The organism is Corynebacterium sp. MSK122 (assembly GCF_030229435.2).
GTDB classification, from domain to species: domain Bacteria; phylum Actinomycetota; class Actinomycetes; order Mycobacteriales; family Mycobacteriaceae; genus Corynebacterium; species Corynebacterium marquesiae.
The window spans coordinates 58,640-74,019 of the sequence record NZ_JASPHV020000006.1; the positions used below are offsets into that span (position 1 = coordinate 58,640).

Here is a 15,380-nt window from a genome sequence, read left to right on the forward strand (position 1 = left end):
CGGCATACGCCTCAGTCACAGCCCACAGTTAAGGATAAACACGTAAATCAAGTTTAGATAATTGACTTTACGATGCCTGCGGCATCCCCTTCGACCTTAACTTCAGCAGCATCACGCCCGAAGGACCAGAGGATGAGCTCGCCTACCTCGCCTGAAACGCGGACGACGGCATCACCCTTATCCGCCACGCCATGCGAATCGGCGGCCACGATTCGCGGCAAACCTTCCGGCTGCAGAATAACCGGACGTTCAGATTTGCGCAGAGCCAGCTTAGCCAAGGGCTTTAGGTAGCTATGCATCTGCTGCTTGATGCGTGCCGAAAAGTCGCGTGGGGCCATGCCGTTAGCCCGGCGAATATCTTCGTGGTGAACAAAGTGCTCCACAAAGTTTTGCTGTGCATCCACGAACCGGACGGGGTTATAGGAAGCAGGTCCCCTCCCCCAGTCATCAACCAACTCAGCAAAGTCGCGCTCGGCCACCTTGCGTGATTCCTTTTCCAGACGGCCAGACAGTGCTTTAACGAAGATACCGGCGGCCGCATCGGGGCGATTTTCCCGCACCCACAGATGCACCGCTAAGTCGCGGGTTGTCCAGCCCTCACATAAGGTGGGGGCATCGGGACCAAGCTTATGAAATAGCGCTACCATCTTGGCGCGCTCAGCAGAAGAAAACGACATAAGCCCCAGCATACCGAGCTAACTGGCATGCTGGGGCTTGCTTTTACTTAGCGCAAGGACCCCGTGTTATTTACAGGGACTCACGAGAAGCGTCAACGTCTTCTTCATCGGTAATCAAAGGACCGGAATTAGTCGGCACGATGGTCGGGAGAATAACCGGCTCGCGCTTGTACTTAGAATCCATAAGCTTGGATACCTTGCGGCGAAGCTTCTGCACCATGCGGTAGGTATCGTTCTCACCCTCCGCGGCGAGATCGTTCATGGTGTTTTCCACCATCTCCGCAACCTCCGGCACAATGCCGCGGTCATCATCGGAGAAGCCTGTGGTAGATACAGTTGGGTGCTCCAGCAGGCGCGAGGTGCGGTTATCAATCACGCAGGTGATAGAAACCACGCCGCCGGCACCCAGGTTGGTGCGATCAGCCAAGGTATCGGCATCCACATCGCCCATGGATACGCCGTCGACGTATAGGTTGCCTACCTGCATCTGACCTACGACCTCGGCGCGGCCCTTGCGCAGGTCCACGACGACACCGTTTTGTGCCAGCACGGTACGGTCGCGGTCCACACCGGTGGAGATAGCCAGTTCCTTATTGGCGCGCAGGTGGCGCCACTCGCCGTGCACCGGCATCGCGTTGCGCGGGCGCGCTGCGTTGTACAGGAAGAGTAGCTCGCCAGCGTAACCGTGACCGGAAGCATGCACCTTTACATCTTGGTTAGTAATGACGTTGGCACCGATTTGGGACAGCATGTTGATGACGCCATAGACGGCCTCCTCGTTGCCCGGGATGAGCGAGGAAGAGAAGATGATGGTATCGCCATCGCGGACGGTAATCTGGCGGTGCTCACGGCGAGCCATACGCGACAGAGCTGCCATAGGCTCACCCTGAGTACCGGTGGTAATCAGCATGGTCTTATGCGGAGCCATCTTGGCTGCCTCATCGATGGGGATAATAGTGCCGCGTGGAACCTTCAAAAAGCCCATCTTCTCCGCGATTTCCATGTTGCGCATCATCGATCGGCCGTTAAAAGCTACCTTGCGCCCGTTAGCGACAGCGGCGTCGATAGCGGCCTGGACACGGTAAACATTGGAGGCGAAGGACGCCAAGATTACGCGCTGCTTAGCGCCGGCGACGAGCCGCTTGAAGTTGGCGGGAATATCGCCCTCAGACGCCGATACACCAGGGACCGTGGCGTTGGTGGAATCACACAGCATGAGGTCAACACCCTCGTCACCATAACGGGACAGGGCTGGGAGATCCGTTGGACGGTTATCCAGCGGGGTCTGGTCCAGCTTGATGTCACCGGTGTGGATGATGTTGCCGGCTGGGGTTCCCAGCATGATGCCCAAAGCATCCGGCACGGAGTGGTTGACTGCCCAGAAGCGCACGCGGAACGGACCGTAGGTTAAGTCAGACTTTTCATTAACCTCGACGAACTTCGGCTTCTGGCGGTGCTCCTTACACTTTGCAGCAATGAGCGCGATGGTGAAGCGGGAAGCAACGATGGGGATATCCGGACGCAGCTTGAGCAGCCACGGGATTGCACCAATGTGATCCTCGTGCGCGTGGGTAACGACGAGGGCCTTGACCTTGTGGATCTTCTTCTCAATGGGGCCGAAGTCAGGCAGGATAAGGTCCACGCCTGGCTCACCAGAGGATGGGAAGAGCACACCGCAGTCAATGATGATGAGGTCGTCGCCGTACTCGAAGACGGTCATATTACGGCCGATCTCCGAGATACCGCCCAGAGCGTAAATGCGCAGGGCATCCTTCGGCTGCTTCGGTGGCTCTGGCAGGCGCTTGGTCAGATCCGCGCCCTGCATAGACTTGGGCACGTTGCGGCGGCCACGGTTATTGCGGCCGCGGCCCTTACCGTTCTTTCCGTTGCCGTTGCCGTTCTTGCCGCCGTGGTTATTGTTTCCACCGTGGTTATTGCCATTGCCATTGCCGTTGCCACCACGGCCACGGCCGCGGCTGCCACGGGAACGGGAGCGACGGTTGTTGCTGCCGCCATCAGTGTTGTTGTCAGAGGAATTCTTCTTGCCAGAATTATCTTTGTCGCCCTTAGCGGAATTATCCTGCGCGGAATTGCCTGCGTCAGTTGCTGGGGCTTGGAAAACTGGCGAAGCCGCCTCGTTGGAGGCGGTTTCGTTTTCCGCCGGTGGGCCCGCCTTGCGGGTCACCTTGCGGGAACGGTTACGGGGTTCATTCATTCTTAGAGGACTCCAGATTGTTCCAGATCACGGCGAAGCACCTCGCGTTCCTCCTCACTCGCAGCGGTGACGGGAAGACGGGTATCGCCAACTTCGATGCCCTGCAGGCGCAGGGCTTCCTTTGCAAACGTCGCTCCGCCCAACCGAGCTTGTGCATGGGTGAGCGGAAGGAGCGTAGTGACATTGATTTCTCGGGCGCGGGCCATATCGCCCGCGTCGAAAGCTTCATAAAGTTCTACCAAGGCACGCGGTGCAACATGGCCGATGACGGAGATGAAACCAGAAGCGCCGAGGGAAAGCCACGGCAGGTTAATCGGATCATCACCGGAATACCAGGCCAAACCGGTTTCTTGGATGAGTTCTGCGGCCGCAGGAAGGTCGCCCTTAGCGTCCTTTACGGCTTGGATGGTCGGCAAATCCGCAAGGCGGCGGAGGGTATCCGGCGCCACTGGGATGCCCGAGCGGCCAGGGATGTCATAGACACAGATCGGCAGATCCGTGGCTTGCGCGACTGCGGCAAAGTGCTCGTAAACGCCCTTCTGAGAAGGTTTGGAGTAGTACGGAGTTACCACCAGCAGGCTATCTGCCCCCGCTTCCGCGGTGGCCTGAGCCAACTTAATAGAGGTTGCGGTGTCATTCGTTCCGGCACCGGCGCAAAGCTTTGCGCGGTCTCCTACTTCTTCCTTTACGGCTTTGAGCAGCTCCAGCTTCTCTTCGACCGAAGTGGTCGGCGATTCACCCGTGGTTCCACCTAGGATGAGCGAATCAACGCCATTGTCAACGAGATGAGCTGCTAGGCGACGACCTGCTGCAACGTCCAGCGCACCGTCGCGGTCAAATGGGGTGACCATGGCGACGCCGATGCGTCCAAAGGTGTCGACGCCAGTCTTTGCTGTCATACCTGTGCTCATAGCCGTCAAGATTACCCTTTTGGCTTGCAATTAGCCGCATCGGGGTCCCGCGCGTGTTAGGCGTAGGGGCTCGCTGCCATCTGGGTTCCATCAGCCAGAGTGGTGATATTGAAATCGTCAAAGAGCACTGGCGCCTTGCTTTGCAGCAGTTTCAGGCACTCCACCGCAACGTGGCGGAGTTCCTCGTCGGCCTGTTCGGCCGCCCGCGCACCAATAAAGTGCCGCCACGCGCGATAGTTGCCAGTAACAACAATGCGCGTTTCTGTCGCGTTTGGCAGCACGGCACGCGCCGCCTGACGGGCCTGCTTCTTGCGCAGGAGCGCGTTAGGTTCATCCAGCTTCTCTTCTAGTGCGCTAAGCAGTTCATCGTAGACAAAGCGAGTCTCATCTACCGCTTGCGTTACTAATCGGCTAAGTTGCTCGTCCTCAGCCACCAATTTAGGCAGGACCACCTCCGTCTCCTCCGGGTGCACAAAGCGCTGGGAGAGCTGCGAGAAGGAAAAGTGCCGGTGGCGCACGAGCTCATGGCTCGCCGACCGCGACAGCCCTGTGATGTACATGGTGGCCGTGGCATGCTCGAGCAACGCAGTATGGCCTACCTCCATGATGTGGTGCAGGTAGGCTTCATTAGTTGCCGTGCGAGGATTTGGCTTATCAAAGGACTCGTAGCAAGCCCGTCCTGCAAACTCGACAAGCGCCTCGCCATCAGAGGCCGAGTCATCCACGTGCCACTCCACGCCCTGGGGGGCGTGGAACTGCGTTGCGGCAATGAGCTGAATGTCTAGCTCACTTGCTTTAGCCATGGTTTAAAGCCCCAGGTACTTATCAAGGCCTACGACTAGGCCCGGGTGGTCCGCAATTTGGCGCACGCCCACCAGTACGCCCGGTGTAAAGGACGCGCGGTCATAAGAATCCTGACGGATGGTCAGCGACTGACCTTGAGCACCAAAGACAACCTCTTCGTGTGCCACCATGCCACGGGTGCGAACCGCGTGAACCGGAATGCCGTCGACGGTGGCGCCGCGGGCACCATCGAGCTGCTTTTCCGTAGCATCCGGCATGTCACCCAGACCAGCCTCCTTGCGGGCGGCGGCAATTCCTTCGGCAGTATGGATCGCAGTACCGGACGGTGCATCCAACTTGGTTGGGTGGTGGAATTCGATAACCTCTGCAGTCTCAAAGAACTTAGCAGCCTGCTTAGCTAGCACCATCGTAAGCACTGCGGAAATGGCAAAGTTCGGCGCGATGAGGACATTTCCAGCACCGTCTTGCTTGGTCCACTCCTCTACCTGAGCCAAGCGCTCCTTATCAAAGCCGGTGGTTCCGACCACACAGTGAATTCCGTTTGCGATACAGAATTCAAGGTTTCCCATTACGGAATCTGGCTGGGTAAAGTCCACAATAACCTCAGCGTGGGCGTCGATAAGCTGCTGCAAGTCATCACCGCGGTCAATTTCCGCTACCAGATCGAGGTCATCTTCCGCGTTGACACCTTCAACGATTGCCTGGCCTACGCGTCCATGCGCGCCCAGTACGCCAACCTTGATAGCCATGGTGTGTTCTCCTTCTTCAGCCACATCGGTAGTACTTTTCTCCCCATCCTAACGCGCATGGGGGTTGCACAATTCCTCGCCTGCCTTGGAATGGACTTGCGCTCTTCGACGATGCCCTGAGTCTCACTAGGATGGCGAGCATGCAGATATATATCGCTTCCGTCCCTGTAGACGACGTTGCCCGCGCTCACGATTTTTACGTCAACACCCTTGGCTTCCGAGTCAAGGATGACGTAACTCACGGCGATTTTCGGTGGCTTACTGTTACCAATGCTGAAGGTGAGGGAAATACCGAACTGCTTCTGGAACCGAAGGGCCATCCCGCCGCCAAAGACTATGCCGCAGCGCTCAAGGCGGACGGTATTCCGGTCACGCAGTTCCTGTCCGCCGATGTGGAAACCGAATATAAGGAGCTCAGTGACAAGGGCGTGAAGTTCACCATGGAGCCCACCGATGTCGGGCCGTCCATCATCGCTGTTTTTGATGACACCGTGGGCAACCTTATTCAGCTCGTGAAACTGAAGAAGTAGTCACACCCTCCCCTCATCACACGGATTAACAATTGCATCACTTCCTAATGGTTGTCCCATCTGCCCCAGTAGAATGGGTGTAGCAACACGGTAAGCACCAAGGAAGTGATGAATATGTCTCCCTCAATTTTCTCTCGCACTATCGCCGTGGCCATCAGTGCAGGATGCGCGTTAGCACTTGCCGCTTGTTCCGATGAGGACACTACGCAGGCAGGCACGCCGGCTTTCAGTGAGGTTCAGTCAACTACCGACACTGCTGAAGTTCAGAACAGCTCCCCTACCCCTGCCACCACTTCTGCACCGCGCAATACCTCAACGGCGGATGCAGAAAAGCAAAAACTCCCCCAAGACTCTGCCTCAATGGCGTTCGCCGGTATGGGCACGGCCTCTCTCGAGGACCAACAGCATATGCCAAAGAGTCTCGGAAACTTCGTCCCCACGGGTGTGCGGGTGGGGGCGCACGATGGGTTCACCCGCGTCGTCATTGACATGGAGGGCGAAGGTGAACCGGGGTGGTTTACTTCCTATACTGATAGCCCTGCCCAACAGGCATCCGGAAAGCCGGTTGAGGTCCAAGGAAATACCTTCCTCAACCTAGGCATTGAGGGAACGCCGTGGCCTTCTACCCCAGAGCTAAAAGAAAAGTACATGCAGCCAGGCACTACCCCTGGTGCCGGGGTGGTCAGCGCAGTCAACTACACCACCACCTTTGAGGCACAAACACAGCTTATTATTGGGCTAGAGAAGAAGACTGCCTACTCCGTGACGTATCTGAAGGACCCCTCGCGCGTGGTCATCGACTTCCAGAACTAACGTTTAGCGGCGCCTCTAAATGGTGCACATCTACGAAGAAAGGCTCTACCATCCAGCGAGTGAGCTGGAAGGCAGAGCCTTCTTTGGGTTTAGGAATTAGTCCTCCACCGGAACCAGGGAAATCTTGCCGCGGTTATCGATATCCGCGATTTCTACCTGAACCTTATCGCCAACGTTGATGACGTCTTCTACCTTCTCGATGCGCTCGTCGCCACCCAGGTTAGAAATGTGGATCAAGCCATCGCGACCCGGGGTCAAGGAAACGAATGCGCCGAACGGCACGGTTTTTACCACGGTGCCCAGGAAGCGCTCTCCAACCTTCGGCAGCTGTGGGTTTGCAATGGAGTTCACCTTATCGATGGCAGCATCCGCAGCCTCACCGGTAGCAGCGGAAACGTAGACGGTTCCATCATCCTCAATGGAGACATCGGCGCCGGTTTCCTCGGTGATCTGGTTAATGGTCTTGCCCTTTGGTCCGATAAGCTCGCCGATCTTATTAACCGGGATCTTGACGGAGGTAATCTTCGGAGCAAGGCCGGACATCTCATCCGGGGTATCAATGACCTCAGCCATGGTTTCCAGGATAGTAGAACGAGCATCGCGAGCCTGCTCCAGAGCCTGGGCCAGGACCTTAGACGGGATGCCATCCAACTTGGTGTCCAGTTGCAGGGCGGTGATGTACTCAGAGGTACCGGCAACCTTAAAGTCCATATCGCCAAAGGCATCCTCGGCACCGAGGATATCCGTCAGGGCGACGAACTTTTCCTTGCCATTTACCTCGCCAGAGACCAGGCCCATAGCGATGCCAGCTACCGGAGCCTTCAGCGGAACACCGGCATTGTAGAGGGACAAGGTGGAGGCACACACAGAGCCCATAGAAGTCGAGCCATTAGAGCCCAAGGCCTCAGAGACCTGGCGGATGGCGTACGGGAAGTCCTCGCGGGATGGGATGACCGGAAGCAGAGCGCGCTCGGCCAATGCACCGTGGCCGATCTCGCGGCGCTTCGGGGAGCCCACGCGGCCAGTCTCACCAGTAGAGAATGGCGGGAAGTTGTAGTGGTGCATGTAGCGCTTGGATTCCACCGGGGTCAGGGAATCAATCTGCTGCTCCATCTTGAGCATGTCCAGGGTGGTAACACCCAGAATCTGGGTCTCACCGCGCTCGAACAGGGAGGAACCGTGAGCACGCGGAACCAGGTCCACCTCAACGGAAAGGTCACGGATATCGGTAACGCCGCGGCCATCGATACGGAAGCCCTCGGAGAGGATCTTCTGGCGTACGATCTGCTTCATCAAAGCGTTATAAGCGCCGCGAATCTGCTTAGACGCATCGGCCTCTTCCAAGTCCTCGAACTGGCCCAAGAGCTTTTCTTCGACCTGCTCCATGTATTCATTGGTGGCGTCGTCACGTTCCTGCTTGCCCGGAATGGTCAGCAGCTTCTCTAGCTTCTTGCTAGCAGCCTTTTCCACTGCAGCGAAGACATCGTCGCCGTATGCCGGGAAGAGTGGGAACTCCTGGGTTTCCTTGGCGGCACGCTCCGCGAGACCGTTCTGGGCTTCGCACAAGGTCTTAATGAATGGCTTTGCTGCTTCCAAGCCTTCAGCAACAGTTGCTTCCTGCGGTGCAGGAGCGCCGTCGGCAATGCGCTCAGCAACGTTGGTGCCGGCACCGGCCTCGACCATCATGATGGCTACGTCGTCCTTGCGGCCCTTTTTGACAATGCGGCCGGCAACGACCATCTCAAAGAGAGCGCGCTCGTGCTGCTCGTGGTTAGGGAAGGCCACCCACTGGCCCTCGGGGTGCTTATCATCAGCGATCAGTGCCATGCGGACACCGCCGACAGCGCCGGAAACGGGCAAGCCAGACAGCTGGGTGGCGGCGGAAGCGCCATTGATAGCAACGACGTCGTAGTACTCTTCCGGATCCTGGGACATCACGGTGACAACGACCTGGACCTCGTTGCGCAGGCCCTTGACAAAGGTTGGGCGCAGCGGGCGGTCGATAAGGCGGCATGCCAGGATGGCTTCAGAAGAAGGACGTCCCTCACGGCGGAAAAAGGAGCCTGGAATCTTGCCGGCCGCGTACATGCGCTCTTCTACATCCACAGTCAGCGGGAAGAAGTCAAATCCCTCACGCGGCTGGTTGGACGCGGTAGTCGTGGCCAACAACATGGTGTCATCGTCCAAGTAGGTGGTCACGGAGCCGTCTGCCTGCCGGGCCAGCTGGCCGGTTTCAAAGCGCAGGGTGCGGGTGCCAAAGTCACCATTGTCTAGCGTGGCAATGGCCTCGGTAATGCCAAAGTCCTCGTCAATATTGAACTCGACGGAGTTCTGAACGCTCATTAAAAAATGTCTCCTTGAGTGGTTTGGGCGATCGTCGATGCCGCCTGGTCGATTTTGTCTATGACAACGCTGTCAAATTCTAACAGAAAAACCACAAAAGCCCCGCCAAAGGGCGGGGCGAGGTAGCCGAAGCTGGGCCGAACTTAACGGCGCAGACCCAGGCGAGAGATCAGATCACGGTAGCGATCGACGTTGTTCTCAGCCAGGTACTTCAGCAGGCCACGACGGCGACCAACCATCAGCAGCAGACCACGACGGGAGTGGTGATCGTGCTTGTGGAACTTCAGGTGCTCGGTCAAAGTATTGATGCGGGAGGTCAGCAGGGCAACCTGTGCCTCAGGGGAACCGGTATCGGTTTCGTGCAGGCCGTACTCCTTGAGGATTTCGGCCTTCTTCTCAGTGGTCAATGCCATGAGTATTTCTCCTTTATTTCAGTCCACATTATCGTGACGCTTAAGCCTGCGCTGCGCGCAGTACTTGTGCGTGCCGCAACTGCTGTGAACCGCAGTCGCTAAGCCAAACAAACACCTTACAGCGCCCAGGCAGAAAAAATCAAAACCACATGGCTTCTAGGCTGTGCTTTTAGAGCTCACTGAAGAGCGCCTCAAGGCGTTCGACAAACTCTCGCACAAAGCGCTCACTATCCACACCCACAGCCACACGGGCGGTGGGCGGCGCATCCAATCGCGTTTCATCCGCGATTGTCCGTCCACGGGTAGGGCCGGAGGTGTCAGTCTTGAGATTTATCGAAAGGACGTCGACAAGCGAGGCATCTGCCGCCACCGCAACGGCCAATGGATCGTGCAGGCCGCACCCGCCCAAGTGGGGCGATGTGGTGGCATAAGCGCGGATATAATAGTCCACCATATCCGCAAAGATGCGGCCGGCGCGGGTACCGGTAGCGCGCCAACGAGCCGACTCCGCCGTGGTCAAAAGCGTGCGCAAGGTGACATCCAAACCAACCATGGTGGTATCGCTAGTGTGGCGGAAGAGGTAATCGGTAGCTTCCGGATCCTGGGAGATATTGGCCTCAGACCACGGCGTGACGTTGCCAGGAACGGTGAGAGCCCCACCCATCATCACCAGGTGTGCGGCCGTGGCAAAGGAAGAATCCTGCTGCATGGCGGCAGCAATCGTGGTGGACGGGCCGGTCGGAATGATTACTACATCATCGCCGTGCTCGTGCACAGCCTCGATAAGGAAATCGGCCGCAGGTTGTGGCTGCGCCTGGGTAGTTGCCGGCGGAAGAAGGACCTCCCCCACGCCGTTGTGACCGTGGATAAAAGAAGAAATCTCGCTTGGCCGAAAACCATCCGGGCTAAGCCCGGCAAAGACTGGGATATCGTCTTGACCCAATAGCTCTAGAAGGGCCAGTGTATTGCGCACGGCTAAGGGCACGGTCACGTTGCCGTACGTGCAGGTCACGCCGATTAGGTCCAGGTTCGGATGGGCGATGGCGTACGCCAGCGCTAGGGCATCATCAATGCCGGTATCAAGATCGAGAATCGCCTTCATTTATTTCTCCCGCAGGAAGTAGTCTTTCGCGGTCCAGCCCTGTGCCTTAGCATCGGCAGCGAGCACCTCGCGGGCCTCGGCTACGTCATTGGCCATCGCTTCTAGCAGCTCGTCTACGGAATTGAACTTCACCATATCGCGGAGGTGGCCCACAAAGTGCACCGTGGCCTCGTAGCCGTACAGGTCAGCGTCGCGGTCGAGCACAAAGGACTCGATAGAGCGCTCCTCATCGCCGAAGGTGGGGTTAGTGCCTACGGAAATAGCGGCCGCATAGGCCACGCCAGGGCGCATATCCCCTTCGATAGAGAAATCAGAGTGCACGATGAACCAGCCCGCGTACACACCATCGGCCGGGATGGCCACCGTATCCGGGAAATACTGATTGGCAGTGGGGAATCCGAGCTCCTTGCCGCCACGGCCTGCGCCGCGCACTACGGGGCCGGTCACGGTGAAATGGCGACCGAGAGCCCAGTTTGCGGATTCGATGTCCCCCTGCGCAAGGCACTCACGGATGTGGGTGGAGCAAATGCGCACGCCCTCATCATCCAGCAGTGGGACGATTTCGACACTAAAGCCGAACTCGGCACCAAAGTCCTGCATAGCCTGGGCGGTTCCGGTGGCGCCGGCACCAAAGGTGAAGTTCTCGCCTACCACGATGTGCTGTGCTGCGAGCTTTCCTACCAATAAATCCTCTACGTAGGGCCGTGGCTCCACCCCAGCAAGGTCTCGGGTGAAGTCAATAACGAGCACGGCTGCAATGCCCATCTCTTCGGCCAATTCCAGTCGGCGTTCAAAGCTCAGCACCGCCAAGGGCGCACGCTCCGGGAGGAATACCGACACCGGATGCGGGTCAAAGGTCACCATGACAGGGCGCTCACCATGAGCGCGTGCATGCTCCACGCAGGCGGAGATGAGCTGCTGATGGCCCCGGTGCAGGCCGTCAAAGACGCCGATGGTTACTGACGTTGGGCCCATTTCCGCGGGGATGTCATCGATTCCGTACCAAATATCCACGCAGACCATCGTAGAGCATAGACTTAGAGGCTATGACTGATGTGCTCGCAAACTCCGGACTCGTCATCGTAGACAAACCCGCCGGCATGACCTCCCACGATATTGTCGGCCGCCTACGCAGGTACTTTCACACCAAGAAGGTAGGCCACGCCGGCACTCTCGACCCCATGGCCACCGGCGTGCTTGTCCTTGGCGTGGAGCGTGGCACCAAGTTCTTGGCCCACATGGTTGCCTCCACTAAGTCCTATGACGCCACCATTCGCCTCGGCGCCGCCACCACAACCGATGACGCCGAGGGAGAACACTGCTGGGGCGCTAGCGCTGCGGCCATTGACCGCACCGCAATCGAGGCAGAGATTGCCAAGCTCACCGGCGATATTATGCAAAAGCCCGCGGCCGTATCCGCTATTAAAATTAACGGCCGCCGCGCCCATGAGCTAGTACGCGAGGGCCAGGAGGTAGACATTCCCGCCCGCCCAGTAACGGTAGATAGGTTTGACGTTCTGGCAGAGCGCTGCGAGGGTGACTACATCGATCTAGACGTCACGGTGGATTGTTCTTCCGGTACCTATATTCGCTCCCTGGCCCGCGATCTGGGCGAGGCCCTGCAGGTGGGCGGACACCTGACCGCCTTGCGCCGCACTAAGGTGGGCCCTTTTGCACTTGCCGACGCCCTCTCGCTCGACGCCCTTGCCGAATCCCCTCGCCTTTCCCTCAGCTTGGATGAGGCCTTGGCTCGCTGCTTCCCCGTCCTTTCCGTCACGGAGGAGGAGGCAGCCGCCCTCGCCATGGGCAAGTGGCTTGAGCCCCGCGGACTCAAGGGCGTCCACGCTGCTGTGGCCCCTAATGGCCAGGCCGTGGCGCTCATTAAAGAAAAAGGCAAGCGCCTGGCCACCGTATTTGTGGCACGGCCCTCTACCCTTTAGTGGCTAAAGTCTAAAGCCGGAACCGAGGTGGAGACGATAACGTAGCCGTCTCGAATTACCCAGCGCCCAGTGATAAAAGGCACCGGTGTGGGCCTAGCTAAAATATAGGAAATAAGCGTGCCATCCTCGCGCAGGTCAATTTCTGCTTGGTCAAAGTCCAGCCAGCGAAAGGTCATGGGAAACCACGACTTATATGTGGCCTCCTTGGCACAAAAAAGCAATCGGTCCGGGCAGGTAATCCCCGCCTCACGAAGCCGCAAAAGCTGCTGCATCTCCCCCGCTCGGGCGATCATGGTGAGCACATGATCCGGCAGCGGTTCGGCGGGTTCTGCATCCAGGCCTACGGATTTTAAGGCTGAGGTAGGGGCAACCACCGCAGCCCGCATGCCCTCGGTATGCGTCATCGAGCCTACAAAACCCTCGGGCCACAGCGGCATGCCCCGCTCGCCGCGCAGAATCGGCGTCGCCGGGCTGGCCCCCAATTCCTGCAAGGCTCGGTGCGCACACCACCGAGCATCTCCGAACTCGGCCTTGCGGACATCAACTGCCTGGGAAACCAGAGACTTTTCTTCGGCCGCGAGTTCTTCAAAATTGGCCAAATCCGTATAGCTAGAGTCCGTGCGTACGTAGCAATAGCGCGCACTTTCTGGAAATAGCTCTGGATACATCATCGTGTTCCCTCCTCTACAAAGGAACGCAGTACCGGATAGGGCCACGCCTGGGCGCTCTCACGCCCCTGCCATTCACGCGGATATCCCAATGACGTCTCGATGTGGTCAACGCCGTCCACATTCATACGAGACGGCATATGCAGGTGCCCATAGATGACGGACTGCGCGTTATAGCGCCGCGGCCATGACCGCGTATGCCTGGTTCCGCACCACAAGGCAATTTCAGGAAAGCGCAATAACATTGTCGGCTCTTGGACCAACGGCCAATGGTTAACCAACACGGTAGGACCATGTACTCGGGAAAGGCGCTTGATGGAATAGGCCAACCTGTCCCAACACCACGCCCGCACGTCTACGAAGGGGGCGATGGCGAACTCATCGGTCATCATCAGTTGTTTTGCGCGCGCCGCGTCAATAGCTTCGTCCACGGTAAGGCCATGCGGACGGAAACTGTAATCATACAAAGTAAATAGCGGAACGATAGTGGTCCCGTGGAATACCGGATACGGGTCTTCGGGAGTAATAATTCCAATTTCCCTGCACCTTTCCACCAGGTGCGCATACTTTTCTCGGCCTTGATACCGGTCCTGGGAGCGGGAGAATAGCTCATGGTTACCCGGCACCCAGATGACCCTGGCATAGCGATCATTGAGCTGGCGCAAAATACGAATAATGAGATCGGTGCGTTCTGCAACGTCCCCGGCCACGATGAGCCAATCTGCGGGATCGGGCGGGGTGAGCTGATCAATGCGCTCGCTATTGGTTTTGACCGCTCCATGCAGGTCAGAAACCGCCCACACTGTTGGCATAGGTTTCTCACCCGCCTTCCTAGAATCTGCGCGCTGCACGGAGCCGAGCACCGCGCGAGAGTATGAACACGCCCACTTTAGCGCAGCTAGCGCTCCTGTACTACGGCCCATTTCATCGAACGGAACCGGTAGACCACACCCACCATGCGGAAAGCAATGAAAGCGGCGAGGCCACACCACACGCCGGTTAAGCCTGTACCCATGAAGTGCGCCAAGATAACGCCCGGCAAAAATCCCACCAGGACCGAAGAAATGGTCAGCGTGCGCAGGAACGCAGCATCGCCCGCGCCCAGCAAGACACCATCGAAGGCGAAGACCACGCCACCACCGATAACCATGGCTACCAGGATCCACCACGGCTGGGAGATGGCATCGAGCACTTCCGGAGCGGAGGTGAAGATGCGCGGAATAATCCCTGCACCAGCAGCAAATATGACAGCCAAGAGGCCAGAGAAAATCGTAGAGTACAACGCCACCTTGCTGCCTACACTTCGTGCGTGCCGCGCAGAGCCAGCACCTAGTGCAGCACCAGTCAATGATTGCGCGGCAATGGCCAACGAATCCAAAATGAGGGACATGAAGTTCCACAGCTGCATCATGATCTGGTGACCGGCCAAAGAAGCGGTACCAACGCGGGAAACCACAGCCGTGGCGGTAAGAAACGCCACCTGGAAGCTAGCCGAACGCAAAATAAGATCGCGGCCTAAGATGAGCTGTTCGCGTACCACATGCCACTGAAATTGCCAGGAGCCGGTATGTTCCCTGTGCAATTCGCGGACGAATAGCGCAGCAATAATGCTCATGCCTAATACCGTGGCAATGGCCGAGCCTGCCAGCCCCCAAAAATGGACGAAAATAGGCACCGCAATAGCGCCGGGAATCATGCCAGACAAAGTAAAGTACAGTGGCTTCTTCGTATCTTGGACACCGCGCATCCAGCCGTTTCCGGCCATTTCCACCAAAGTAACGGGAATAGCCAGAGCTGCGATACGCAGCCACAAGGCCGTCCCGGCGGCTGTAGTGGGATCACCAGTTAGAGCACGGGCAAATACTCCGCCGAAAATCCACATGATTACCGCGAGCAGCCCGCCAACTCCTAGAGCCACATAGGTGGCTTGCACGCCTTCAGCAACCGCAGCTTCGCGCTTGCCGGAGCCAAAAAGCCGAGCAGAGCGAGCGGTCGTGCCGTAGGACAAGAAAGTCAACTGCGTCGTCACCACGGAGTGAATTGTGGTGGCTGCAGCAAGCGAGGCGAGCTCTTGGGCACCAAGACGACCGACAACCGCGGTATCTAGCAAAAGGTAGAGCGGCATGGCCGCAAGTACGCCAAGCGCGGGAAACGCGAGGCCAAAGACCTCGCGTGCGGTTACCGTGCCGGCGGTGGAGCGATCCTGAGCGTTCAT

At 58.0% G+C, this 15,380-nt stretch carries 15 protein-coding genes; 3 read left to right on the forward strand and 12 right to left on the reverse strand.

What is annotated here, in order from left to right; all coding sequences use genetic code 11:
• Positions 1-53: 53 nt before the first annotated feature.
• From QP934_RS04010 to dapB, 5 genes are read right to left on the reverse strand one after another with little or no spacing between them, the layout of a single operon-like run.
• The gene (locus QP934_RS04010; RefSeq protein ID WP_419126864.1) at positions 54-689 is read right to left on the reverse strand and encodes a TIGR03085 family metal-binding protein; all 636 of its coding nucleotides are present in this window, start codon (positions 687-689) and stop codon (positions 54-56) included.
• Between the two features lie 58 nt (positions 690-747).
• Positions 748-2,892, reverse strand: coding sequence for a ribonuclease J (locus QP934_RS04015; protein WP_419126865.1), 2,145 nt, complete (start codon positions 2,890-2,892; stop codon positions 748-750).
• Positions 2,893-2,894: 2 nt separating this feature from the next.
• The gene (gene dapA / locus QP934_RS04020; RefSeq protein WP_225746820.1) at positions 2,895-3,803 is read right to left on the reverse strand and encodes a 4-hydroxy-tetrahydrodipicolinate synthase; all 909 of its coding nucleotides are present in this window, start codon (positions 3,801-3,803) and stop codon (positions 2,895-2,897) included.
• Between the two features lie 56 nt (positions 3,804-3,859).
• Positions 3,860-4,606, reverse strand: coding sequence for an FAD-dependent thymidylate synthase (gene thyX / locus QP934_RS04025; protein WP_284791085.1), 747 nt, complete (start codon positions 4,604-4,606; stop codon positions 3,860-3,862).
• Between the two features lie 3 nt (positions 4,607-4,609).
• Positions 4,610-5,356 carry a 4-hydroxy-tetrahydrodipicolinate reductase gene (gene dapB, locus QP934_RS04030; RefSeq protein WP_049377438.1) on the reverse strand — a complete coding sequence of 249 codons (747 nt, stop codon included), beginning with the start codon at positions 5,354-5,356 and terminating at the stop codon, positions 4,610-4,612.
• 140 nt (positions 5,357-5,496) lie between these two features.
• On the opposite strand from dapB, the gene QP934_RS04035 reads away from it, so the two are divergent.
• Positions 5,497-5,886 (forward strand): VOC family protein, encoded by a 390-nt coding sequence (locus QP934_RS04035; RefSeq protein ID WP_340418804.1) that lies wholly within the window; start codon positions 5,497-5,499, stop codon positions 5,884-5,886.
• Positions 5,887-6,000: 114 nt separating this feature from the next.
• The gene (locus QP934_RS04040) at positions 6,001-6,699 is read left to right on the forward strand and encodes an AMIN-like domain-containing (lipo)protein (protein WP_340418803.1); all 699 of its coding nucleotides are present in this window, start codon (positions 6,001-6,003) and stop codon (positions 6,697-6,699) included.
• A 96-nt stretch (positions 6,700-6,795) separates the two neighbouring features.
• Here the strand turns inward: QP934_RS04040 and QP934_RS04045 are convergent, their stop codons facing one another.
• The 4 genes from QP934_RS04045 to QP934_RS04060 all read right to left on the reverse strand — a co-directional run bounded on the left by QP934_RS04045 (position 6,796) and on the right by QP934_RS04060 (position 11,580).
• A complete protein-coding gene (locus QP934_RS04045) occupies positions 6,796-9,042 on the reverse strand; it encodes a polyribonucleotide nucleotidyltransferase (RefSeq protein ID WP_340418802.1) in 2,247 nt (748 codons plus the stop codon).
• 143 nt (positions 9,043-9,185) lie between these two features.
• On the reverse strand, positions 9,186-9,455 hold the full coding sequence (gene rpsO, locus QP934_RS04050) for a 30S ribosomal protein S15 (RefSeq protein WP_005278802.1): 270 nt from the start codon (positions 9,453-9,455) through the stop codon (positions 9,186-9,188).
• Between the two features lie 169 nt (positions 9,456-9,624).
• Positions 9,625-10,557, reverse strand: coding sequence for a nucleoside hydrolase (locus tag QP934_RS04055; RefSeq protein WP_340418801.1), 933 nt, complete (start codon positions 10,555-10,557; stop codon positions 9,625-9,627).
• On the reverse strand, positions 10,558-11,580 hold the full coding sequence (locus tag QP934_RS04060; protein ID WP_419126866.1) for a bifunctional riboflavin kinase/FAD synthetase: 1,023 nt from the start codon (positions 11,578-11,580) through the stop codon (positions 10,558-10,560).
• 23 nt (positions 11,581-11,603) lie between these two features.
• On the opposite strand from QP934_RS04060, the gene truB reads away from it, so the two are divergent.
• Entirely contained in the window at positions 11,604-12,497 is an 894-nt protein-coding gene (gene truB, locus QP934_RS04065; protein WP_340418799.1) for a tRNA pseudouridine(55) synthase TruB, read from the forward strand.
• On the opposite strand, the gene QP934_RS04070 is transcribed toward truB, so the two are convergent.
• The 3 genes from QP934_RS04070 to QP934_RS04080 form a co-directional block, all read right to left on the reverse strand.
• Positions 12,494-13,168, reverse strand: coding sequence for a 4'-phosphopantetheinyl transferase family protein (locus tag QP934_RS04070; RefSeq protein ID WP_419126867.1), 675 nt, complete (start codon positions 13,166-13,168; stop codon positions 12,494-12,496). The two genes, truB and QP934_RS04070, sit on opposite strands and share 4 nt — an antisense overlap.
• A complete protein-coding gene (locus QP934_RS04075) occupies positions 13,165-13,977 on the reverse strand; it encodes a metallophosphoesterase (protein ID WP_337888119.1) in 813 nt (270 codons plus the stop codon). Before QP934_RS04075 ends, QP934_RS04070 begins: the two co-directional genes overlap by 4 nt.
• 86 nt (positions 13,978-14,063) lie before the next feature.
• Positions 14,064-15,380 (reverse strand): MATE family efflux transporter, encoded by a 1,317-nt coding sequence (locus tag QP934_RS04080; protein WP_349822193.1) that lies wholly within the window; start codon positions 15,378-15,380, stop codon positions 14,064-14,066.